Source organism: Bosea beijingensis (assembly GCF_030758975.1).
GTDB classification, from domain to species: Bacteria; Pseudomonadota; Alphaproteobacteria; order Rhizobiales; family Beijerinckiaceae; genus Allobosea; species Allobosea beijingensis.
Window position 1 is genome coordinate 4681153 of record NZ_CP132359.1, and the last position, 19498, is coordinate 4700650.

The window sequence follows — 19498 nt, forward strand, 5'->3', positions numbered from 1 at the left end:
AGAAGTGTCGCTCAAGACCTACCGGCAAATGCTGACAGCTTTCTGAACCGGAGCATGCGGAAAGCGCGCACAGGGAGCGGCGAGCGTGCTCAGCGAATGATCTGCGGGGGCGACTGCGGGCGCCGTCCGGCCGCCTGCGGCAGGGCTTTCGCAAGCTCGATCGCGCGGCCGGCGACCTCGCGCAACTCGCAGCCTGCCTGCCGTCCGGCCTGCAATGCCTCACGCTGGGTCGCCCCGTAGAAGGCACATTTCTGGGTGACGTAAGCTTCCCAGGCGAGCTGCAGCGCCGCAAGCCGGCTGCGCTGGCCGGAGTCGAGCGCACGCCCCGTAACCTGCAGCGCAAGCGTCAGGCGCTCGCGCCAAGCCGCCTCCTCGCGCCGGGCGCAGGCGGCTTCCGCCCCGCGCGGATCGTTGCTGGCGGCGCGCACGCAGGCGACCGCCACCGTGCCGATGCAGGCGGATGGTGAAGAGCCGGCATCTCGCAAGCAACCGGAGAGCGACGCAAGATCGGTCCGCAGCGTGGGTGAAGTCTGTGCAACCGCCGGCGCGGCCGCAGCAAGGCTGCACAGAAGCAGGATCGTCCGAAAAGCGCTCATGCCGCCATCATGCCAGCGACAGCGCTTCGATCAAGCGCCGCGTCGCGACCTCACGCGATCGGCAACGGCAGCGCCGCCTGCGCCGCCGGCCGCGCGAAGAGCGTCTCGTACCAGCGCTGGACGCGCGGCCGCGCGATCCGCTCGACCGGCATGTTGAGCCAGCGATGCACGCCGCAGCCGACCGCGATGTCGGCCATGCCGAAGCGCTCTCCGGCCAGGAAGGGCCGATCCGCCAGTTGGGCCTCGAGAATCGTCATCAGCGCCTCGGCCCGACCGATCCCGTCGGCGATCACCTTGGGATCGGTGAAGGCCGGCACCTTGCGCACCACGCCCCAGAGCACCGGCGCCAGTGCCGGCTGCAACTCCGACTGCATCCAGTCGATCCAGCGATCGGCCGGAGCGCGCCGGACCGGGTCCTCCTCCCAGAGCCCGCCCGAGGCATAGCGAGCGGCGAGATAGCGCAGGATGCTGCTCGACTCCCAGAGGACGAGTTCCCCGTCGCGCAACACCGGAATCTGCCGGTTCGGGTTCATCGCCACGAATTCGGGCGTATCGAGCCCGCCGAAAGGCCCGCCGACATCGATGCGCTCGAAGGCCTGCCCGGCCTCGCCGGCGGCCCAGACCACTTTCTGGACGTTGATCGAGCTCAACCGGCCCCAGATCGTCAACATGACATGTTCCTCAATCGCTCCGCCCCGCCCGATGGCCGGACGGTATCCTCAGGCGAATTCCATGATGACCGCGTCGACGGCGAGCGAGTCACCTTCCTTCGCCAGGATCTTGGCGATGGTGACATCCTTCTCGGCGCGCAGCACGTTCTCCATCTTCATCGCCTCGACCATGGCGAGCGGCTCGCCGGCCTTGACCTCTTGGCCCACGGCAACCGAGATCGCCTTGACCAGGCCCGGCATCGGGCAGAGCAGGAACTTGCCGGTATCGGCCGCGACCTTCTCGGGCATCAGCGCGGCCAATTCGGCCTCACGCTGCGTATAGACATGGGCGTTGGCATAGGCGCCGGCATGGCCGAGCGCGACGCCGTTCAGGATCGGCCGGACCTGCGCCGCAACCTTCACCCCGTCGAGCGTGCCATGCCAGACCGGCTCTCCCGGCACCCAACCGCTGACGATGCTGACGCTGTGGCCCGGGAAGGCGATGACGACCGCCCCGCCCTGCTCCGTCACCTCGCCCTCGAAGCGTTTACCGCCGAGCTGGACAATGCGCAGGCGGTCGAAGGAAACCTTGCGCCAGCCCTCCATCTGCGCCGAGACATTGCGCTTGCGCTGGTTCATGCGGTGGTCGCAGGCGATCGCGATCGCCGCCATGCGCCGCGCCGTCTCACCTTGCGGCGCCGGCAGCGAGAACCCCTCCGGGAACTCCTCGGCGATGAAGCCGGTCGAGAGATTGCCGGCGATCCAGCGCGGATGCTGCATCACCGCCGCGACGAAGGGGATGTTGTGGCGGATGCCGTCGATGGCGAAGGCATCGAGCGCGCGCGCCTGCGCCTTGATAGCGGCCTCGCGCGTCGGCGCGTGCGTCACGAGCTTGGCGATCATCGGGTCGTAATAGATCGAGATCTCGCCGCCCTCGAACACGCCGGTATCGTTGCGCACCATGGCCTCGCCATCCGGCCCCTCGCTCGGCGGCCGATAGGTCACGAGCCGGCCGGTCGAGGGCAGGAAGTTGCGGGTCGGGTCCTCGGCATAGACTCTGGATTCGACCGCCCAGCCTTCGAGCTTCACATCGGCCTGCGCGATCGCGAGCTTCTCGCCATAGGCCACGCGGATCATCTGCTCGACGAGGTCGATGCCGGTGATCATCTCGGTCACCGGATGCTCGACCTGGAGGCGGGTATTCATCTCGAGGAAGTAAAAGGACTTGTCCTGCCCGGCGACGAACTCGACCGTGCCGGCCGAGTCATAGTTCACCGCCTTGGCCAGCGCGACCGCCTGCTCGCCCATCTTCCTGCGGGTCGCCTCGTCGAGCAGCGGCGACGGCGCCTCCTCCAGCACCTTCTGGTTGCGGCGCTGGATCGAGCATTCGCGCTCGCCGAGATAGATGACGTTGCCGTGCTTGTCGCCGAGAACCTGGATTTCGATATGGCGGGGATCGACGATGAACTTCTCGACGAAGACGCGATCGTCGCCGAAGGACGAGGCCGCTTCCGACTTGGCGCGAGCAAAACCTTCCGCGACCTCGCCGGCCGAATGGGCGATGCGCATGCCCTTGCCGCCGCCACCGGCCGAGGCCTTGATCATCACGGGATAGCCGATCTCGTCGGCGATCGTCACGGCATGCTCGGGGCTCTCGATGATGCCGAGGAAGCCCGGAACGGTGGAGACCCTGGCGGCCGCCGCAGCCTTCTTCGATTCGATCTTGTCGCCCATCGCGGCGATGGCACCCGGATTGGGGCCGATGAAGACGATGCCGTTATCCTTGAGCGCCTGAGCGAAGGCCTCGCGCTCGGAGAGGAAGCCGTAGCCGGGATGCACGGCCTGCGCGCCCGTTTGCTTGCAGGCATCGATGATCTTGTCGATCAGCAGATAGGATTGGGCGGCGGGAGCCGCGCCGATATGCACGGCCTCGTCGGCCATCTCGACATGCAGCGCATCGCGATCCGCGTCCGAATAGACGGCGACCGTCTTGATGCCCATCCGCCGCGCCGTCTTGATGACCCGGCAGGCGATCTCGCCGCGGTTCGCGATCAGGATCTTCGAGAACATGCGCGGCCACTCCCGGCTTCAGACCAGACTGCAATAGCCGGGGTCTATGGGATGCCGCAACCGCCGTCCACCGATGCGAAAGTCGGCTATCGGGCTAGCCGTTGTGCAAGGATGCACAGATCGAGGTTATGCCCTTTGTCAGTGGGAGCACCGGTCCAACGCCGTCATGCCCGGGACTGACCCGGGCATCTCTCGCAGGGAGCGTCTCCCTTGCCCAACCGCTCGTCAGGCCCAGGCTGGGTGCGCTTCTCAGGTCAAGCCCGAGAATGACGCCCGGCTCAGCTCGCGAGCAGAACGACGCGGGGAGCGGCGCCGACGCCGGCCCGGAGCACATCCTTCGCCGCGCCCTTGGCGAAGGCGAAGGCCAGCAGGGTCTCGTCGCAATGCTCGGCTTCGCGAGCGATCTCGTTGGCGATGCGCAGGGCGGTCGTGGTCGGCCCCTCGCCGGCCGAAAGCGTCGTGACCAGCCAATGCGCCTTGTCGCGATCGATCACGCCGGTCGGGCGGTTCTCCCAGACGGCGAAGTCGACGACCAGCGCGACCAGATAATCCGCATAAGCCTTGCAGTTGAGCGGCACGGCCCGGTCGAGCGCAATGAGAACATCGACGATGTCCCGCGTGATAACGATGTCGCTCAAGATGTTGCGCTGAAGCATCTTGACGTCTTCTTCGTCGATCGCGCGACGATCCATCACGCGATCGACGAATTCACGAAGCTCATGATCCATCATGTTCGAACCCCTGTCCGGCGTTGTTTTGTGCCGGTACGTCCCTGTTGTGGGAACACCATGCACCCCGCCACGGCATCAGGTGGTTAACGCGAAAATCTGAACGGTTATTCAGGTTAAACGGAACTGAGTCGGTTTGGTTGCGAGGGTGTTACTGAGGTCCAGACAGGCATCGCAGGATGGCGGCTCTCAGACAGGTCACGCCGGACGCTCGCCGGTATCCGTCCAACGGGGCTATCGACCGGCTCCCGGCCGAAACTACCTTTGTCACTTCGGGGCTTCGCATCGCGAAGAACCCGGAACCCACGACTGGGCATGCCGCCTGCAACCAAGTACCCGAGGCCTCACCCAACCGTGGGTTCCGGGCTCGCGCCGCTGGCGCCCCGGAATGACAAGGGCTGTGCCTCGAAACCACGCGATGCCTATGGACGCTCCTACGCCGCAATAGCCTTCGGCAATCCCAGCGCCGCCGGCAATTCCGGAAATTCCCGCAGCACATGTCGGGCACCGAGCGAAACGAGCTTCTCGACGGGCTGGAAGCCCCAGGACACCGCGACCGGCACCACGCCGGCGGCGACCGCCATCTCGATGTCGAACGAGCTGTCGCCGACCATCGCCGTCCGCTCCGGCGCGGCCCCGGTTTCCGCCATCGCCCGCTGGATCATGCCGGGATGCGGCTTCGACGGCGCATCGTCGGCCGACTGCACGGTGTCGAACAGCCCCTGCCAGCCATGCCGGGCGACGATGAACTCGGCGCCTTTACGCGACTTGCCGGTGGCGATGCCGAGCTTCAGTCCGCCATGGCGCTTCAGCCCGGCCAGCGTCTCGGCAACGCCCGCGAACAACGGCTCATCCAGCGACGGATCGGTCTCGGCCTGCACCCGCATCGCGCTGAAGACCTGGCGATAGGTCTCGGTCAGTACATCATCGGGTGCGTCGAGCCCGGCGAGCTGCGCCATCGCGATGTCCAGCGTCAGCCCGACGATGCCCAAGCCGGCCTCGCGCCCCGGATGAGCCCTCCTGCAGCGCCTGAAGGTCTCGTACTGCGCTTCGAGGATGATCGCCTCGGAGTTGATCAGCGTGCCGTCGAGATCGAAGATGATGAGATCCATGCCGGCGCTTTAACCCGGATCGAGCGGGCGATCCATTGCAAACCCGACATGGCATCATCGCGCCTGCGAACGTCTCAACCCTTGGCCTCGCGGGCGCAGGTATCGACCGCCTTGCGCAGATCGGCGCCGTCCAGTCCCTTGGCCCGCGCCTCCTTGCGGCACTCGGAGCGCTGGGCCAGGTCCGGTCGCTTGCCGTTGAAGCAGGCGGTCAATGCCGCGATGCGTTCGGCGCCCTCCAGCTTGCGCCCGTCGACCTCGTCCTTGCAGGCTGCGCGCGCCGCCACTGCAGTCGGCTTGCCGTCGCGCGTGACGCCGTCGCGGGCATAGAGCTGCACACCGGGGAACTTGCCCTGCATGCAGATGCGCATGGCAGCGCGCAGATCGTCGCCAGTGAGCGCGATATTCTCGGAGACGCAATCCTGCCGCGCCTTCGCCCGCTCAGTGCGCGGAATCGGTTCATCTGCCGATGTCGTGACAGGTGTCGGAGCCGGCACTTTGGCCGGCGCGACATTCTGTGCCTTGGCGGCGCCGCCAAGGCCGAGAACGAAGGCGGAAACGATCACAAACGAACGCATGGTCAGCCCCTCCGATGACGAGAACATCACTAGAACAGAAAGCGCTTTGTTCCGCAACTGTTCTCTTACGTTTCGTCATCGCGCAAGCAGAGGCCTCACTCGTCGGGCGCCTCGACGATCGGGTCATAGGGCGCGTCGTCGAAGCCGAGCAGGTTCCAGCTCTGGCGCATATGCGGCGGCAGCGGCGCGCTGACGTCGATCGTGCCCTTGCCGCGCGGATGCGGCAGCACGATCCGCCGCGCCAGCAGGTGCAGCTTGTTCTGGATGCCGCCGGGCAGCTCCCAGTTCTGGATGTTGAAGTATTTGGGGTCGCCGATGATCGGGTGGCCGATATGGGTGGTGTGGGCGCGCAATTGATGCGTGCGCCCCGTCACCGGCTTCAGCGACAGCCAGGCGAGCTTCTGCGCCGCCGTCTCGACCACCGCGTAATAGGTCACGGCATGCATCGCGCCGTCCTCGCCATGCTGGGCGACGGCCATGCGCTGGTCGCCGTCATAGGCCTCCTCGCGGGCGAGATAGGTCGAGATCCGGCCCTGGCGCACGCGCGGCACGCCGACGACCAGCGCCCAGTAGACCTTGCGGGCCGAGCGCGAGCGGAAGGTCTTGGCCAGCGTCGCCGCCGCGAAACGCGACTTGGCGATGACGAGACAGCCGGCCGTATCCTTGTCGAGACGGTGGACGAGGCGCGGCTTCTGCCCGTCCTTGGCCGTGAGGGCCTCCAGCATCTGGTCGACATGGCGCGTCGTTCCCGAGCCACCCTGCACGGCGAGCCCCGCCGGCTTGTTGAGGACCATGACGTCGTCGTCCTCATAGAGCGTGATCGAGCGCAGGAAGCCGATCGTATCGGCATCGGCCTTGACCGAGCGCGGCCGCTCGGCCTGTTCCTCCAGCCGGAGCGGCGGGATGCGCACGGTCTGGCCTTCGCTCAACCGGTCCTTGCTGTCGGCGCGCTTGCCGTCGACGCGCAACTCGCCCTTCCGGACGATGCGCTGGATATGGCTGAAGGAGAGCTGCGGAAAACGCGCTTCGAGGAAGCGGTCGATCCGCATCTCGTTCTCGTCCTGCGTCACCACGAGCTGCTGCACGCCGGTCGAGAGCACCTGTGCGGTCTCGGCCTTGACTTGGGCGCGCGTCGGCTTGGGAGCTTCCTCCACCGGCCGCGGGCGCACGGGGCGCTGCACGCGCTCCTCGCCGCCGGCCGGGCGCGCCGCGGCGCGGCGCCGGGCATCGTGGCTCGGCCGCTTGCCGCGCGGGGCGCCAGCGGATGGCAGCTTGCCGCCGCGCGAGGGGCCGCCAGCGCCCTTGTTTCCGGGGCTCTTGCCGCCGGGGCCTTTGCCGCCCGTCTTCATGACATGCTCCGCATCACAGCAAGGCCACCGACCAGCGCCGCCAGCGACAGCACGACCGAGCCGATCACATAGGTGGCCGCCAGCATCGCCTCGCCCCGCTCCCAAAGCAGGACGGCATCGAGCGAGAAGGCCGAAAAAGTGGTGAACCCACCGAGGATGCCCGTCGCCAGGAAGAGGCGCAGGTCCTGCGGCACGCCCTCGCCGGCGCGGAAGGCGAACCAGCCGGCGACCAGCCCCATCAGGGCCGAGCCGATGATGTTGATGGCCATGGTCCCATAGGGAAAGCCGAGGCCGAACCAGCGCGGCGACACCACATTGATGCCGTGGCGCAGGGCGCCGCCGATGCCGGCGCCTAGAAAAACGAAAACGGTGGAGATCATCGCTGTGGAATAGAGCGCACTGCCGCCTTGCACAAACGAAATCCGCCGCAATTGCACGGCTCCGTGCGGCCGGGCAGGAAGATCGGTCTCGGGAATCGACCGGTCGCAGCGACGGGAATGAACGCGATGGCTCTTCAGGCTGGGTTCGGGCGCATGGGATTGCTGGCCGTCATGCTGGCATTCGTCAGCACGATGGCGGCTGCGCAGCAGAGCGGCGGCACGGATTGGCCGACGGAGAAATGCAACCGCTACAAGAAGGCCTATGACCAGTCGATCGCGCGGCTCGGCAAGAAGGGCCTGGGAGCCGAATTCCTCGCCAGCCACGACGCCTTTCTCGCCGCGAACTGCCAGGCCCGCGCCGAGGTCTGCGCCCGCAGCAAGGAAGAGCTGGAACTCGCCAACCGGCTCGTGCTGATGGCGATGAACAGCGGCATGTCCGGCACCTTCCTGCCGTTCACTTGCCGAAGCTGAGAGGGCCTCAGGGCTCGCGCCGGCGCCGCAACCGCGGATGCACATAGAGCTCGAAGGCGATGGTCAGCACGATGAAGACCAGCGCGATGGCGAAGGCCACGACCCAATAGGAGACATCGTCCTTCGCGACGAACCAGCCCGCGATCACCGAGGGCACGATCATGAACAGGCGCGCCAGCAGGAACATCCCTACTCCCCCCGCTCCTGCCGCAGCCGTTCCCAGTATTCCAGCCGCTTGCGGATCTCGCGCTCGAAGCCGCGCTCGGGCGGATCGTAGAAGCGCTGTCGGCCGAGCGCATCCGGCCAGTAGTTCTGCCCGGAGAAGGCATCGGGCTGGTCATGGTCATAGGCATAGTCGGCGCCGTAGCCCTCCTCGCGCATCAATTTGGTCGGCGCGTTGAGGATGGTCTTGGGCGGCGTCAGCGAGCCCCGCTCCTTCGCCACCCGCACCGCCGCCTTGTAGGCGGTATAGGCGGCGTTCGATTTCGGCGCGGTCGCCAGATAGATCACGCAATTGGCGAGCGCGAGCTCGCCCTCGGGCGTGCCGAGCTGCTCGTAGGTCTGCGCCGCGGCGCGGGCATGCATCAACGCCTGCGGGTCGGCGAGCCCGATGTCCTCGACCGCCATGCGGACCAACCGCCGCGCCAGGAAACGCGGGTCCTCGCCGGCATCGAGCATGCGCGCGAAGTAATAGAGCGCAGCATCCGGATCGGAACCGCGGATCGTCTTGTGCAGGGCGGAGATCAGGTTGTAGTGGCCGTCCTGCGCCTTGTCGTAGATTGGCGCGCGGCGCTGGATAACCTCGGACAGGCCGTGCTCGTCGAGCACCTCGCTGGGCTTCGCCGCCCGCCAGATCTCCTCGGCCAGCGTCAGCACCGCGCGCCCATCACCATCGGCGAAACGCGCCAGAGCCAGCCGCGCCTCCGGCGTCAACGGCAATTCCCGCCCCTCCAGAACCTCGGCCCGGCCGAGCAGGAAGAGCAGCGAGCCCTCGTCCAGCGACTTGAAGGTCAGAACCCGCGCCCGCGACAGCAGAGCGGCATTCAGCGCGAAGGACGGGTTCTCGGTCGTCGCCCCGATCAGCGTGATCGTGCCGTCTTCCATGACCGGCAGGAACGCGTCGAGCTGGGCGCGGTTGAAGCGATGGATCTCGTCGACGAAAAGCAGCGTGCCCCGGCCGCCGAGCCTGCGTCCCCGCGCCGCCTCGAACACCTTCTTGAGATCGGCGACGCCGGAGAAGATCGCGCTGATCTGTTCGAAGCCGAGATCGACCAGCCCCGCCAGCAGCCGCGCCACCGTGGTCTTGCCGGTGCCGGGCGGACCCCAGAAGATCAGGCTGCCGATCGTGCCGGAGGCGACCAGCCGCGTCAGCGCCCCGTCCGGCCCGGTCAGGTGCTCCTGGCCGGCGACCTCGGCGAGCGTCGTCGGCCGCAGCCGGTCGGCGAGCGGCCGCGGGCCGGACTTGTCCAGCCCGGAGGCTGCAAACAGGTCGCTCACCCCGGGAAGACCGAGGTGATCGTCTGGCCGCCGCGGGAGATCGTCACCTCCCAGGCGCGCTTGCGGTCCTTGAGGGCCGTCTCGACCTCGCGCGAACTGGTCATGCGCTCGCCGTTCAGCGCCATGATCATGTCGCCCTTCTGGAAACCGACATTGGCGGCGGTGCTGCCCTCCTCGACCTCGCTGACGACGACACCGTCATTGCCGGTCTCGACCGAGAGCTCCTCGGCCAGCGCCGGCGACATGTTCCCGACGGTCAGCCCTGCGAGCGGCGAGCGGCTGGTGAGCTTCACCATGTCGCGCGGCCGCGTCTCCGGCGCTGCGACGAGCTTCACGGGAATCGAGATGCGCTTGCCGCCACGCAGCACGCTGAGCATCGTCGTCCCGCCGATCGGCCGCGTCGCGAAGCGGTAGCCGAAGGATTCGGGATCGTCGACATTGACGCCGTCGACCGAGAGAATGACGTCCGAGCGCTTCAGGCCCGCCTGGTCGGCCGGGCCCTTCTCGACGACGCTGGCGACGACCGAGCCGGCCGGGCGATCGAGCCCGAGCCCGTCCGCGACCTCGGCCGTCAGGCTCTGCAGGCGCGCGCCGAACCAGGGGCGCTTGACCGTCTTGACGCCGGCCTTGGCGCTGTCGACGACGAGGCGCACCATCGCCGAGGGAATGGCGAAGCCGATGCCGACGCTGCCGCCCGAGCGCGAATAGATCGCGGTGTTGATGCCGACGACCCGGCCCTTCATGTCGATCAGCGCGCCGCCGGAATTGCCGGGATTGATCGCGGCGTCGGTCTGGATGAAGGACTGCGCGTCGCCGACGCCGATCTGCGTGCGCGCCAGCGCCGAGACGATGCCTTGCGTCACCGTCTGGCCGACGCCGAAGGGGTTGCCCATGGCGAGCACGATGTCGCCGACCTGGAGCTCGTCGGTATCGGCGAGCTCGATCGCGGTCAGGTTCTTCGCGTCGGCAAGCTTGAGCACGGCGAGATCGGTGCGTGGATCGCGCAGCAGGATCGTGGCCTCGACCTCGCGCTTGTCGGCGAAAGCGACCTTCACCTCGCTCATGTTCTCGATGACGTGGTTGTTGGTCACCACGAGGCCGGCGCCGGCATCGACGACCACGCCGGAGCCCAGCGAGCGCTGCACCCGCTCGCGCGGCACGCCGAAGCCGCGATCGCCGAAGAAGCGGCGGAAGAACGGATCGTCCATGAAGGGGTTCTGCGGGCGCTTCTCGACGCGCGCGCCATAGACATTCACGACCGCGGCCTGCGCCTGCTTGACCAGCGGCGCGAAGGAAAGCGTCACCTGCTCGCGCGTCTCGGGCACCTGCCGCTGCTGCGCGATGGCCGGCAGCGATGCCGCACCGCTCATCAAGGCGCCGGCGAGAGCCGCCGCGGCCAATACCGTCCGCCTACCTGCAAAGCGATGGGTCATGCTCATCCTCGTCCTGACGGCCCGCATCCGCGGGGCATCCGCGCTGCAATCTTCCGAAGCTATACCGCACGACGACGCTCCGGTTCCGTACCGACATGTCGTGCAATCGTGCGCCGGCGGCAAGGGCCAACCTGCCTTCGACATGAAGGAGACAAGATCGGGGCGCGGTTGCGGCAAAACGCCTGCCCGCGAACGCAGACAATAAAAAAGGGGCGGCCCGAAGGCCGCCCCTTTGCGATTCGCTTGAGCGAAGCCGATCAGGCGGCTTCGTCTTCCGCCGTGAAGACCGGGCCGGAATCCTTGCCCTTGGCCTCGACGTCGCGGTCGACGAACTCGATGATCGCCATCGGGGCGTTGTCGCCGAAGCGGAAGCCCGCCTTCATGATGCGGAGATAGCCGCCGTTGCGCTCCTTGTAGCGCGGGCCGAGGACCGCGAAGAGCTTGCCGACGAGCTCGACATCCTTGATCTGCGCGATCGCCTGACGGCGGGCGTGCAGGTCGCCGCGCTTGCCGAGCGTGATGAGCTTCTCGACGACCGGACGCAGGTCCTTGGCCTTCGGCAGCGTGGTGGTGATCTGCTCGTGCTTGATCAGGGCCTGGGCCATGTTGGCGAACATCGCCTGGCGATGCTCGGCCGAGCGGTTGAAACGACGACCGCGGAAACCGTGACGCATTGTTTGGCTCCTTCGTTGCTTACGGCCGCCGTGCCACGGTACGGCCGTTCGTTATGCTCCGGCTCTTGTGAGCCGGGCGGGGTCGGCGCGGGATGCCTCCCGCGCCCATGAACTACTGAACCGAACTCAGTAGTGCTCTTCGAAGCGCTTCGCGAGCTCTTCGATGTTCTCCGGCGGCCAGCCCTGGACGTCCATGCCCAGGTGCAGACCCATGGTGGCGAGCACTTCCTTGATCTCGTTCAGCGACTTGCGGCCGAAGTTCGGGGTGCGCAGCATCTCGCCCTCGGACTTCTGGATGAGGTCGCCGATATAGACGATGTTGTCGTTCTTGAGGCAGTTCGCCGAACGCACCGAAAGCTCGAGTTCGTCGACCTTCTTGAGCAGCGCCGGGTTGAAGGGCAGCTGCGGCGCGGTCGAGACGGCCTCTTCCTTGCGCGGCTCCTCGAAGGTGATGAACACCGCGAGCTGGTCCTGCAGGATGCGGGCGGCGAGCGCCAGCGCGTCCTCGGGGGTGACCGAGCCGTTGGTCTCGATCGCCAGCGTCAGCGAGTCCTTGTCGAGGTTCTGGCCCTCGCGGGTGTTCTCGACGCGGTAGGAGACCTTCTTGACCGGCGAGTACAGGCTGTCGACCGGGATCAGGCCGATCGGCGCGTCCTCGGGACGGTTCTGCTCGGCCGGGACATAGCCCTTGCCGGTGTTGACCGTGAACTCCATGCGGATCTCGGCCCCGTCGTCCAACGTGCAGAGCACGAGGTCGGGGTTCAGGATCGACACGTCGCCGATGGTGTTGATGTCGCCGGCGGTGACGGTGCCCGGGCCGGACTTGCGCAGCGTCATGCGCTTCGGACCGTCTCCCTGCATCTTGACCGCGATGGCCTTGATGTTGAGGACGATGTCGGTGACGTCCTCACGGACGCCCGGGATCGAGGAGAACTCGTGGAGAACGCCGTCGATCTGGACGGCGGTCACGGCCGCGCCCTGGAGCGACGACAGCAGCACGCGACGGAGCGCATTGCCGAGCGTCATGCCGAAGCCGCGCTCGAGCGGACGCGCAACCACGGTCGCCTGACGCTTCGGGTCGTCTCCGACCTTCACTTCGAGCTTGTTCGGCTTGGAAAGATCCTGCCAGTTCTTGCTGATCACGACCGCACTCCTGGTGCTGAATTCTTCTGGCGGCCACCGCCGCCCCGGACAGGCGCCCGCCCCTGCGGGCGCCTTGGGCTAACCACGTCAGGCGTCAGACGCGACGGCGCTTGCGCGGACGGCAGCCATTGTGCGGGATCGGCGTCACGTCGCGGATCGAGGTCACGGTGAAGCCCGCGGCCTGGAGAGCGCGAAGAGCCGACTCGCGGCCCGAACCCGGACCGGTCACCTCGACCTCGAGGGTGCGCATGCCGTGCTCGGCAGCCTTGCGGGCGGCGTCCTCGGCCGCGACCTGGGCGGCGTAGGGGGTCGACTTGCGCGAGCCCTTGAAGCCCATCGTGCCGGCCGACGACCACGAGATCGTGTTGCCCTGCGCGTCGGTGATGGTGATCATGGTGTTGTTGAACGAGGCGTTCACATGCGCGACGCCGGAGACGATGTTCTTGCGTTCGCGACGACGGACGCGCTGGGCTTCCTTGGCCATATCTCTTCTTCCATCCTTCAGGCGCGCCCGTCATGCCAGGCGCTGGGGATGCCGGCGGCCCGTAAGCGGACCGGCCGGCGTATAGACAGCGGGCCGACTAACGGCCCGCCGAAATTACTTCTTCTTGCCGGCGATCGGCTTCGCCTTGCCCTTGCGGGTACGGGCGTTGGTGTGCGTGCGCTGGCCGCGGACCGGCAGCGAGCGGCGATGACGCAGACCGCGATAGCAGCCGAGGTCCATCAGACGCTTGATGTTCATCGAGACTTCGCGGCGCAGATCGCCCTCGACGAGATAGTCGCGGTCGATCGTCTCGCGGATCTGCAGGACTTCGGCGTCGGTCAGCTGGTTGACGCGGCGCTCCGGCGCGATGCCGACCTTCTCGATGATCTCCTGGGCCTTGGCCGCGCCAATGCCGTGGATGTACTGCAGGCCGATGACGACGCGCTTGCCGGTGGGAATGTTGACGCCCGCGATACGAGCCATGGTCTCATCTCCATGTCGGCCGAAGCACCCGATGGCACCCCGGCGGTGGGAAAAATCCTGCGTCCGGTGGAGGCCGGCTCATGCAGGACGTTGAACGGCTCCACGCGGTAATGCGACGTCGTCCCTTCTCGCGAAGGCAACGGCATCGCTCCCATGAAACCGGATGGCGGCTCGTTAACGGGTTGGGCGCAACGAGTCAACCCCGCCGCAACCAAGAAACATGCCAAGGCCGATAAGCCGGCCGAAGCGCTGCGAGGTCAAGGCGGTAGCCGCGACTGCCATATAGGGAGTCCGTCACTCCAGACAAGCGGCGAAGCCGCATCGACCCGGAATGACGGTCTGCCGGCGCAGGCACCCTGCCCTATTTCTTCACCAGGCTGCACTTGCTCTCGGCGAGCGGCGCGATGATCTCGGCCGCCGGGATCTTGCGGACGACCTTGAAGTAATCCCACGGCGCCTTCGAATCGGCCGGCTTCTTCACCTCGACCAGCAGCATGTCGTTCATCAACCGGCCATCCTCGCGAATCTTCGCGCCCGGCGCGTAGAAATCCTCGACCGGCATCTCCTTCATCTTCGCCGCGACCGCAGGGCCGGCCGCCGTGCCGGCAGCCTTCACCGCCTTGAGATAATGCAGCACCGAGGAATAGACGCTGGCCTGGATCATGCCGGGCATCTTCTTGGTCCGCGCCATGTAGCGATCGGCGAAGTCCCGGCTCGGCTTGTCGGCATCGTGGTAATAGGCGGTGGTGGTGATCAGCCCCTTGGCCTTGTCGAGGCCGAGCCCGTGGACATCGCTCAGCACCACGACCATCGCCGCGAGCTTCTGGCCGCCATCGACCAGTCCGAACTCGCCCGCCTGCTTGATCGAGTTGATCGTGTCGGTGCCCGCATTGGCGAAGGCGACGATCTTGGCCTTGGAGGCCTGCGCCTGCAGCAGGAAGGACGAGAAATCCGGCGTGCCCAGCGGCGCGCGCACCGTACCCAGCGTCTTGCCGCCACTGGTCTTCACGATCGATTCGATGTCGGCGGTGAGCTGATGGCCGAAGGCATAGTCGGCGGCGATGATGTACCAGCTATCGCCGCCCTCGCGCAGGACCGACAGAGCCGTGCCCTTGGCCGAGGTCGCCGTGTCGAAGGTCCACATAAAGCCGGTCGGCGAACAATCCTCGTTGAAGAGACGCGTCGTCGCCGGGCCGTTATAGAGCGCGATCTTCTGTTTTTCCTTGGCGATCCCCGCCACGCCCAGCGCAACGGCGGAATTGGTGAGATCCGCGATCGCGGTGACGCCATCCACATCGTACCAGCGCCGGGCCAGCCCGACGGCGATGTCCGGCTTGTTCTGATGGTCGCCCGAGACGATCTCGATCGGCTTGCCCAGCACGGAGCCGCCGAAATCCTCGATCGCGAGCTTCGCCGCCTCGACCGACCCCAGCCCACCGAATTCGGCATAGTTGCCAGACTGGTCGTTGAGGATGCCGATCTTCACCGCATCCTGCGCCCGCGCCGCCGCCGGCATCAACGCCAGCGTGCTCGCGACCAGCAACGCTCCAAACCTCGTCATGCGCCTGCTCCCTGTCCTGCATCCGGACCGGAAATCGCTTCGCCTTCCGGTCGACGGATGCTTGCCACCGCTTCGCGCGGATTAGGCCTCAGCACATCCGCCGGACATGAGCCTGTCAACGCACAGGCAGGGCGAGAAACGGCAAAGGCGATCCCGCAAAAGCGCACCACCAAAACGAGAAACCCGGCCGGACCGTCGGGCCCGACCGGGTTCGAACTTGACACGCTGGAGCGCTGATCAGCCCTGAGCGGCGACAGAAAGCGCGTCGGTGATCGCCTGCGAGACGCTGTCGATCGGCTGCATGCCGTCGATGGCAGTGAGTTGGCCGCGCTTCCCGTAATAGGGCGCGACGACAGCGGTATCGCGGTTATAGGCTTCGAGCCGGGTCTTGAAGACCTCCGGATCATCGTCCTTGCGCACCGGCTGCCCGGCCGCCCTCGCCTCCTCGGCGCGGCGGACGATGCGGTCGACGAGCTTGGTCTGGTCGACCTTGAGCTCGAGTACGGCATCGAGCTTCAGCCCCTTGCCTTCGAGCATCCGGTCTAGCGCCTCGGCCTGAGCCAGCGTCCGCGGGAAGCCGTCGAGGATGAAGCCCTTCCTGGCATCCGCCTCTTCGATGCGGTCGGCGACAATGCCGATGACGATCTCGTCCGAGACCAGCCCGCCCGCGTCCATCACCGCCTTGGCCTTCTGGCCGACCGGCGTGCCGGCGGCAACGGCCGCACGCAGCATGTCGCCGGTGGAGAGTTGCGGAATGCCGTGCTTCGCGACGATGCGCGCCGCCTGAGTGCCCTTACCCGCCCCCGGCGGCCCCAGGAAAATCAGTCGCATCTTACCTCCGCGCTCCTCGCAACTTGGCCTTCTTGACCAGCCCTTCGTACTGATGGGCCAGCAGGTGCCCGTGAACTTGCGCCACGGTGTCCATCGTCGTCGTCACCACGATGAGCAGCGAGGTGCCGCCCAGCAGGATGATCGGAATCTGAGCATAGGAGATCATGAACTCGGGGATAAGGCAGACAATCGTCAAATATCCTGCGCCGAGAACGGTGATGCGCGTGAGGATGCGATCGATATGCTCGGCGGTCCGCTCGCCCGGGCGGATGCCCGGCATGAAGCCGCCATGCTTCTTGAGATTGTCGGCCGTCTCGACCGGATTGAACACGATCGCGGTGTAGAAGAAGCAGAAGAAGATGATCAGCGCCGCGTAGAGGATCATGAACGCCGGGCGGCCATGCGTCAGGTAGGTCACCATGGTCGACAGGAAGCCGGTGCCGCCCGAGGCCTGCTGGAAGCTCGCGACGGTCGTCGGCAGCAGCAGCAGCGACGAGGCGAAGATCGGCGGAATGACGCCGGCCGTGTTGAGCTTCAGCGGCAGGAACGAGGTCTGGCCCTCATACATGCGGTTGCCGACCTGGCGCTTCGGATAGTTGATCAGCAGGCGGCGCTGGGCGCGCTCCATGAACACGCAGAAGGCGATGACGCAGATCGCCATGACGAGCACGCCGAGCAGCAGGCCGGTCGAGATCGCGCCCTGGCGGCCGAGCTCGAAGGTCTGGGCGAGCTGCGAGGGGAATTCGGCGATGATGCCCGCGAAGATGATCATCGAGGTGCCGTTGCCGATGCCGCGGCTGGTGATCTGCTCGCCCAGCCAGAGCAGGAACATCGTGCCGCCGACCAGCGTGATCGTGGTCGAAAGCAGGAAGAACGGCCCGGGCTCCAGCACGAGGTTGCCCGAGCCCTGCAGACCCACGCCGATCGCATAGGCCTGGAACACGGCCAGCACGAGGGTCAGGTAGCGGGTGTACTGGTTCAGGGTCTTGCGGCCCTGCTCGCCTTCCTTCTTCAGCGCCTCGAAGCTCGGCACGACGCTCGACAGGAGCTGCACGATGATCGAGGCCGAGATGTACGGCATGATCGCCAGCGCGAAGATCGCGAGGCGCCCGACGGCACCGCCCGAAAACATGTTGAACATGCCGAGCATGCCGGACTGGGTCTGGCGGAACAGGTCGGCCACCGCGTCCGGGTTCATGCCCGGCAGCGGGATATAGGTGCCGAGCCGGTAGATGACGAGCGCGCCCAGCGTGAACCAGATTCGCTTCTTGAGTTCATCCGCCTTGGCGAAAGCCCCGAAATTGAGGTTTGCCGCAAGCTGTTCAGCCGCCGATGCCATGCGTCCGGTCCCCGGGTCTCAAACTGGTCCCAGATCATCGCGCGTCCTGCCGGACGCGGGAACGATGATCTATCTCATAGTCGGAGCATCGGATTGTTCCGAAAAGCGGATTCCACTTTTCGGTCCGATGCTTTGGAAGCACATCCCTCGACGCACGCGACGTGCTGTCGGCGGATTCGTGCCTTGCGTCAAACAGTCAAACGGCGGCCAAGGCGCTGGGCCCGGCCGCCGTTCGCAAACGTCATGTAGGCGTTAGGATCACGCCTGTGAAGCGGCAGCCAGAATCTTGACCGAGCCACCAGCCTTCTCGATCGCAGCGACGGCCGACTTGGACGCGCCCGCGACTTCGAAAGCAAGCTTGGTCTTGAGCTCGCCGACGCCGAGGATCTTGACGCCGTCCTTGGCCTGGCGGGTGATGACACCGGCAGCGACGAGCGCCTCGATGGTCACGGTGCCCTTGGCATCGAGCTTGCCGGCTTCCACCGCCTGCTGAATCCGGCCGAGGTTCACCTCGTTCAGGTCCTTCGCGAACAGGTTGTTGAAGCCGCGCTTCGGCAGGCGACGATACAGCGGCATTTGGCCGCCTTCGAAGCCCTTGATGGCGACGCCGGCGCGCGAGGTCTGACCCTTCACGCCGCGACCACCAGTCTTGCCCTTGCCCGAGCCGATACCACGGCCGACGCGGATGCGCTGCTTCAGAGCGCCTTCGTTGTCACGGATTTCATTGAGTTTCATGTGACGCCCTCCTCACTTCGCGTCGACGACGCGCACGAGGTGCTTGACCTTCTCGACCATGCCACGCACCGCGGGGGTGTCCTGGAGGGTCGAGCGGCGGCGGATCTTGTTCAGGCCGAGACCGATGAGGGTCTGGCGCTGGGTGGCCTCGCGGCGGATCGGCGAACCGATCTGCTCGATGGTGAAGGTCTTCTCAGCCTTTGCCATGATGTCCCCCTCACGCTTCCGCGGCCGCATCCGTGCCGGCATCGCGGCGACGGGTCTGCAGAGCCGAAACCTTGAGCGAGCGACGGGCCGCAACCGAGCGCGGGCTGTCCTCGTTCTTCAGCGCGTCGAAGGTGGCGCGCACGAGGTTGTACGGGTTGGAGGAGCCGAGAGATTTCGAAACGACGTCCTGCATGCCGACCGCCTCGAAGACGGCGCGCATCGGGCCGCCGGCGATGATGCCGGTACCGGCCGGAGCCGCGCGCAGCACGACCTTGCCGGCGCCATGGCGGCCCTGCACGTCGTGGTGGAGGGTACGGCCCTCGCGCAGCGGGATGCGAACGAGACCGCGCTTGGCGGCTTCAGTCGCCTTGCGGATCGCCTCGGGAACTTCACGAGCCTTGCCGTGGCCGAAGCCGACGCGGCCCTTCTGGTCGCCGACGACGACGAGCGCGGCGAAGCCGAAGCGACGACCACCCTTCACCACCTTGGCGACGCGGTTGATGTGGACGAGCTTGTCCACGAATTCGGAAACTTCCGTTTCCCGATCTTTACGCTCACGCGGCTCTCTAGCCATGTGTCTGTCCTCTTACTTGCGCGGACGAGGATCGAAGCCCCGCCGCTCGCTCGAGCCCAACCCCGCGCGTCATTGCGCGGGGAAGCTGTGCATCGGGCCGAAAAGTGGGAACCACTTTTCGGAAGAACCCGATGCCTTGACGCATCGATCATCGTGGCCGCGCCCAATCGGGCGCGCGATGATCGAGAAACGGATCGCGCCCGGGCAGCGCGCAAACGCTGGCCGGGCGAAACCCGATAACCTCAGAAGCTGAGACCAGCTTCGCGGGCCGCATCGGCCAGCGCCTTGACGCGGCCATGGTACATGTACGGGCCGCGGTCGAAGACCACTTCCGTCACACCGGCCTTGACCGCGCGCTCGGCGACGATCTTGCCGATCTGGCCGGCCGCCTCGACATTGGCGCCGGACTTGATCTGCTCGCGCACGTCCTTGTCGAGCGACGAGGCAGAGGCCAGGGTGACCCCCTTCACGTCGTCGATGACCTGGGCGTAGATCTGCTTGCCGGTGCGATGCACCGACAGACGCGGGCGACCATTGGCAACCGCCTTGATCGCGCGGCGGACGCGGGCCTTGCGGCGCGCAGTCACATCGTTCTGCTTGCTCATG

At 66.6% G+C, this 19498-nt stretch carries 23 protein-coding genes; 1 reads left to right on the plus strand and 22 read right to left on the minus strand.

The window, feature by feature from the left end; translation table 11 throughout:
• Positions 1 to 89: 89 nt before the first annotated feature.
• The 8 genes from Q9235_RS22345 to crcB all read right to left on the minus strand — a co-directional run bounded on the left by Q9235_RS22345 (position 90) and on the right by crcB (position 7460).
• Positions 90 to 596, minus strand: coding sequence for a lysozyme inhibitor LprI family protein (locus tag Q9235_RS22345; protein WP_306223979.1), 507 nt, complete (start codon positions 594 to 596; stop codon positions 90 to 92).
• A gap of 50 nt (positions 597 to 646) precedes the next feature.
• On the minus strand, positions 647 to 1267 hold the full coding sequence (locus Q9235_RS22350) for a glutathione S-transferase family protein (protein WP_306223980.1): 621 nt from the start codon (positions 1265 to 1267) through the stop codon (positions 647 to 649).
• Between the two features lie 48 nt (positions 1268 to 1315).
• The gene (locus Q9235_RS22355; protein ID WP_306223981.1) at positions 1316 to 3316 is read right to left on the minus strand and encodes an acetyl-CoA carboxylase biotin carboxylase subunit; all 2001 of its coding nucleotides are present in this window, start codon (positions 3314 to 3316) and stop codon (positions 1316 to 1318) included.
• 278 nt (positions 3317 to 3594) lie between these two features.
• Positions 3595 to 4047 carry a hypothetical protein gene (locus Q9235_RS22360; RefSeq protein ID WP_306223982.1) on the minus strand — a complete coding sequence of 151 codons (453 nt, stop codon included), beginning with the start codon at positions 4045 to 4047 and terminating at the stop codon, positions 3595 to 3597.
• A 431-nt stretch (positions 4048 to 4478) separates the two neighbouring features.
• Positions 4479 to 5156, minus strand: coding sequence for an HAD-IA family hydrolase (locus Q9235_RS22365; RefSeq protein ID WP_306223983.1), 678 nt, complete (start codon positions 5154 to 5156; stop codon positions 4479 to 4481).
• A 74-nt stretch (positions 5157 to 5230) separates the two neighbouring features.
• Entirely contained in the window at positions 5231 to 5731 is a 501-nt protein-coding gene (locus tag Q9235_RS22370) for a hypothetical protein (RefSeq protein WP_306223984.1), read from the minus strand.
• Positions 5732 to 5826: 95 nt separating this feature from the next.
• Positions 5827 to 7080, minus strand: a complete 1254-nt coding sequence (locus Q9235_RS22375) for an RluA family pseudouridine synthase (RefSeq protein WP_306223985.1) — start codon at positions 7078 to 7080, stop codon at positions 5827 to 5829.
• Positions 7077 to 7460 carry a fluoride efflux transporter CrcB gene (crcB, locus tag Q9235_RS22380; protein ID WP_306228406.1) on the minus strand — a complete coding sequence of 128 codons (384 nt, stop codon included), beginning with the start codon at positions 7458 to 7460 and terminating at the stop codon, positions 7077 to 7079. Before crcB ends, Q9235_RS22375 begins: the two co-directional genes overlap by 4 nt.
• A gap of 126 nt (positions 7461 to 7586) precedes the next feature.
• Between crcB and Q9235_RS22385 the strand changes: the two genes are divergently transcribed.
• Entirely contained in the window at positions 7587 to 7931 is a 345-nt protein-coding gene (locus Q9235_RS22385) for a hypothetical protein (RefSeq protein WP_306223986.1), read from the plus strand.
• A gap of 7 nt (positions 7932 to 7938) precedes the next feature.
• On the opposite strand, the gene Q9235_RS22390 is transcribed toward Q9235_RS22385, so the two are convergent.
• The 14 genes from Q9235_RS22390 to rplR form a co-directional block, all read right to left on the minus strand.
• A complete protein-coding gene (locus Q9235_RS22390) occupies positions 7939 to 8118 on the minus strand; it encodes a hypothetical protein (RefSeq protein ID WP_306223987.1) in 180 nt (59 codons plus the stop codon).
• A 2-nt stretch (positions 8119 to 8120) separates the two neighbouring features.
• Positions 8121 to 9428 carry a replication-associated recombination protein A gene (locus Q9235_RS22395; RefSeq protein ID WP_306223988.1) on the minus strand — a complete coding sequence of 436 codons (1308 nt, stop codon included), beginning with the start codon at positions 9426 to 9428 and terminating at the stop codon, positions 8121 to 8123.
• A complete protein-coding gene (locus Q9235_RS22400) occupies positions 9425 to 10861 on the minus strand; it encodes a DegQ family serine endoprotease (protein WP_422678227.1) in 1437 nt (478 codons plus the stop codon). The genes Q9235_RS22395 and Q9235_RS22400 overlap by 4 nt, the downstream gene beginning before the upstream one ends.
• A gap of 257 nt (positions 10862 to 11118) precedes the next feature.
• Positions 11119 to 11535 (minus strand): 50S ribosomal protein L17, encoded by a 417-nt coding sequence (rplQ, locus tag Q9235_RS22405; RefSeq protein ID WP_291667610.1) that lies wholly within the window; start codon positions 11533 to 11535, stop codon positions 11119 to 11121.
• Between the two features lie 126 nt (positions 11536 to 11661).
• Positions 11662 to 12678, minus strand: coding sequence for a DNA-directed RNA polymerase subunit alpha (locus tag Q9235_RS22410; protein WP_306223989.1), 1017 nt, complete (start codon positions 12676 to 12678; stop codon positions 11662 to 11664).
• A 94-nt stretch (positions 12679 to 12772) separates the two neighbouring features.
• Positions 12773 to 13162: a 30S ribosomal protein S11 gene (gene rpsK, locus Q9235_RS22415; RefSeq protein WP_043237079.1), complete on the minus strand. Its 390-nt coding sequence runs from the start codon at positions 13160 to 13162 to the stop codon at positions 12773 to 12775.
• A 114-nt stretch (positions 13163 to 13276) separates the two neighbouring features.
• Positions 13277 to 13645 carry a 30S ribosomal protein S13 gene (gene rpsM, locus Q9235_RS22420; protein WP_257731997.1) on the minus strand — a complete coding sequence of 123 codons (369 nt, stop codon included), beginning with the start codon at positions 13643 to 13645 and terminating at the stop codon, positions 13277 to 13279.
• A gap of 361 nt (positions 13646 to 14006) precedes the next feature.
• Positions 14007 to 15206 (minus strand): ABC transporter substrate-binding protein, encoded by a 1200-nt coding sequence (locus Q9235_RS22425; protein WP_306223990.1) that lies wholly within the window; start codon positions 15204 to 15206, stop codon positions 14007 to 14009.
• A 237-nt stretch (positions 15207 to 15443) separates the two neighbouring features.
• Positions 15444 to 16037 (minus strand): adenylate kinase, encoded by a 594-nt coding sequence (locus tag Q9235_RS22430; RefSeq protein ID WP_306223992.1) that lies wholly within the window; start codon positions 16035 to 16037, stop codon positions 15444 to 15446.
• Position 16038: 1 nt separating this feature from the next.
• The gene (gene secY, locus Q9235_RS22435; RefSeq protein ID WP_306223994.1) at positions 16039 to 17376 is read right to left on the minus strand and encodes a preprotein translocase subunit SecY; all 1338 of its coding nucleotides are present in this window, start codon (positions 17374 to 17376) and stop codon (positions 16039 to 16041) included.
• A gap of 258 nt (positions 17377 to 17634) precedes the next feature.
• Entirely contained in the window at positions 17635 to 18111 is a 477-nt protein-coding gene (gene rplO, locus Q9235_RS22440) for a 50S ribosomal protein L15 (RefSeq protein ID WP_047582058.1), read from the minus strand.
• A 12-nt stretch (positions 18112 to 18123) separates the two neighbouring features.
• The gene (gene rpmD / locus Q9235_RS22445; RefSeq protein WP_061967372.1) at positions 18124 to 18318 is read right to left on the minus strand and encodes a 50S ribosomal protein L30; all 195 of its coding nucleotides are present in this window, start codon (positions 18316 to 18318) and stop codon (positions 18124 to 18126) included.
• Positions 18319 to 18328: 10 nt separating this feature from the next.
• A complete protein-coding gene (gene rpsE / locus Q9235_RS22450) occupies positions 18329 to 18892 on the minus strand; it encodes a 30S ribosomal protein S5 (RefSeq protein WP_047582054.1) in 564 nt (187 codons plus the stop codon).
• Positions 18893 to 19134: 242 nt separating this feature from the next.
• Positions 19135 to 19497 (minus strand): 50S ribosomal protein L18, encoded by a 363-nt coding sequence (gene rplR, locus Q9235_RS22455; RefSeq protein ID WP_199085558.1) that lies wholly within the window; start codon positions 19495 to 19497, stop codon positions 19135 to 19137.
• Position 19498: the final 1 nt, after the last annotated feature.

Coding starts and splice junctions, on each gene's coding strand:
- secY (WP_306223994.1), bottom strand. CDS start 17,376: ATGGCATCGGCGGCTGAACAGCTTGCGGCAAACCTCAATTTCGGGGCT.
- Q9235_RS22345 (WP_306223979.1), bottom strand. CDS start 596: ATGAGCGCTTTTCGGACGATCCTGCTTCTGTGCAGCCTTGCTGCGGCC.
- Q9235_RS22370 (WP_306223984.1), bottom strand. CDS start 5,731: ATGCGTTCGTTTGTGATCGTTTCCGCCTTCGTTCTCGGCCTTGGCGGC.
- rpmD (WP_061967372.1), bottom strand. CDS start 18,318: ATGGCAAAGGCTGAGAAGACCTTCACCATCGAGCAGATCGGTTCGCCG.
- Q9235_RS22360 (WP_306223982.1), bottom strand. CDS start 4,047: ATGATGGATCATGAGCTTCGTGAATTCGTCGATCGCGTGATGGATCGT.
- rpsE (WP_047582054.1), bottom strand. CDS start 18,892: ATGGCTAGAGAGCCGCGTGAGCGTAAAGATCGGGAAACGGAAGTTTCC.
- crcB (WP_306228406.1), bottom strand. CDS start 7,460: ATGATCTCCACCGTTTTCGTTTTTCTAGGCGCCGGCATCGGCGGCGCC.
- Q9235_RS22385 (WP_306223986.1), top strand. CDS start 7,587: ATGGCTCTTCAGGCTGGGTTCGGGCGCATGGGATTGCTGGCCGTCATG.
- rplQ (WP_291667610.1), bottom strand. CDS start 11,535: ATGCGTCACGGTTTCCGCGGTCGTCGTTTCAACCGCTCGGCCGAGCAT.
- rplO (WP_047582058.1), bottom strand. CDS start 18,111: ATGAAACTCAATGAAATCCGTGACAACGAAGGCGCTCTGAAGCAGCGC.
- Q9235_RS22355 (WP_306223981.1), bottom strand. CDS start 3,316: ATGTTCTCGAAGATCCTGATCGCGAACCGCGGCGAGATCGCCTGCCGG.
- Q9235_RS22350 (WP_306223980.1), bottom strand. CDS start 1,267: ATGTTGACGATCTGGGGCCGGTTGAGCTCGATCAACGTCCAGAAAGTG.
- Q9235_RS22430 (WP_306223992.1), bottom strand. CDS start 16,037: ATGCGACTGATTTTCCTGGGGCCGCCGGGGGCGGGTAAGGGCACTCAG.
- Q9235_RS22365 (WP_306223983.1), bottom strand. CDS start 5,156: ATGGATCTCATCATCTTCGATCTCGACGGCACGCTGATCAACTCCGAG.
- Q9235_RS22390 (WP_306223987.1), bottom strand. CDS start 8,118: ATGTTCCTGCTGGCGCGCCTGTTCATGATCGTGCCCTCGGTGATCGCG.
- Q9235_RS22375 (WP_306223985.1), bottom strand. CDS start 7,080: ATGAAGACGGGCGGCAAAGGCCCCGGCGGCAAGAGCCCCGGAAACAAG.
- Q9235_RS22400 (WP_422678227.1), bottom strand. CDS start 10,861: ATGACCCATCGCTTTGCAGGTAGGCGGACGGTATTGGCCGCGGCGGCT.
- Q9235_RS22425 (WP_306223990.1), bottom strand. CDS start 15,206: ATGACGAGGTTTGGAGCGTTGCTGGTCGCGAGCACGCTGGCGTTGATG.
- rpsM (WP_257731997.1), bottom strand. CDS start 13,645: ATGGCTCGTATCGCGGGCGTCAACATTCCCACCGGCAAGCGCGTCGTC.
- rpsK (WP_043237079.1), bottom strand. CDS start 13,162: ATGGCCAAGGAAGCCCAGCGCGTCCGTCGTCGCGAACGCAAGAACATC.
- rplR (WP_199085558.1), bottom strand. CDS start 19,497: ATGAGCAAGCAGAACGATGTGACTGCGCGCCGCAAGGCCCGCGTCCGC.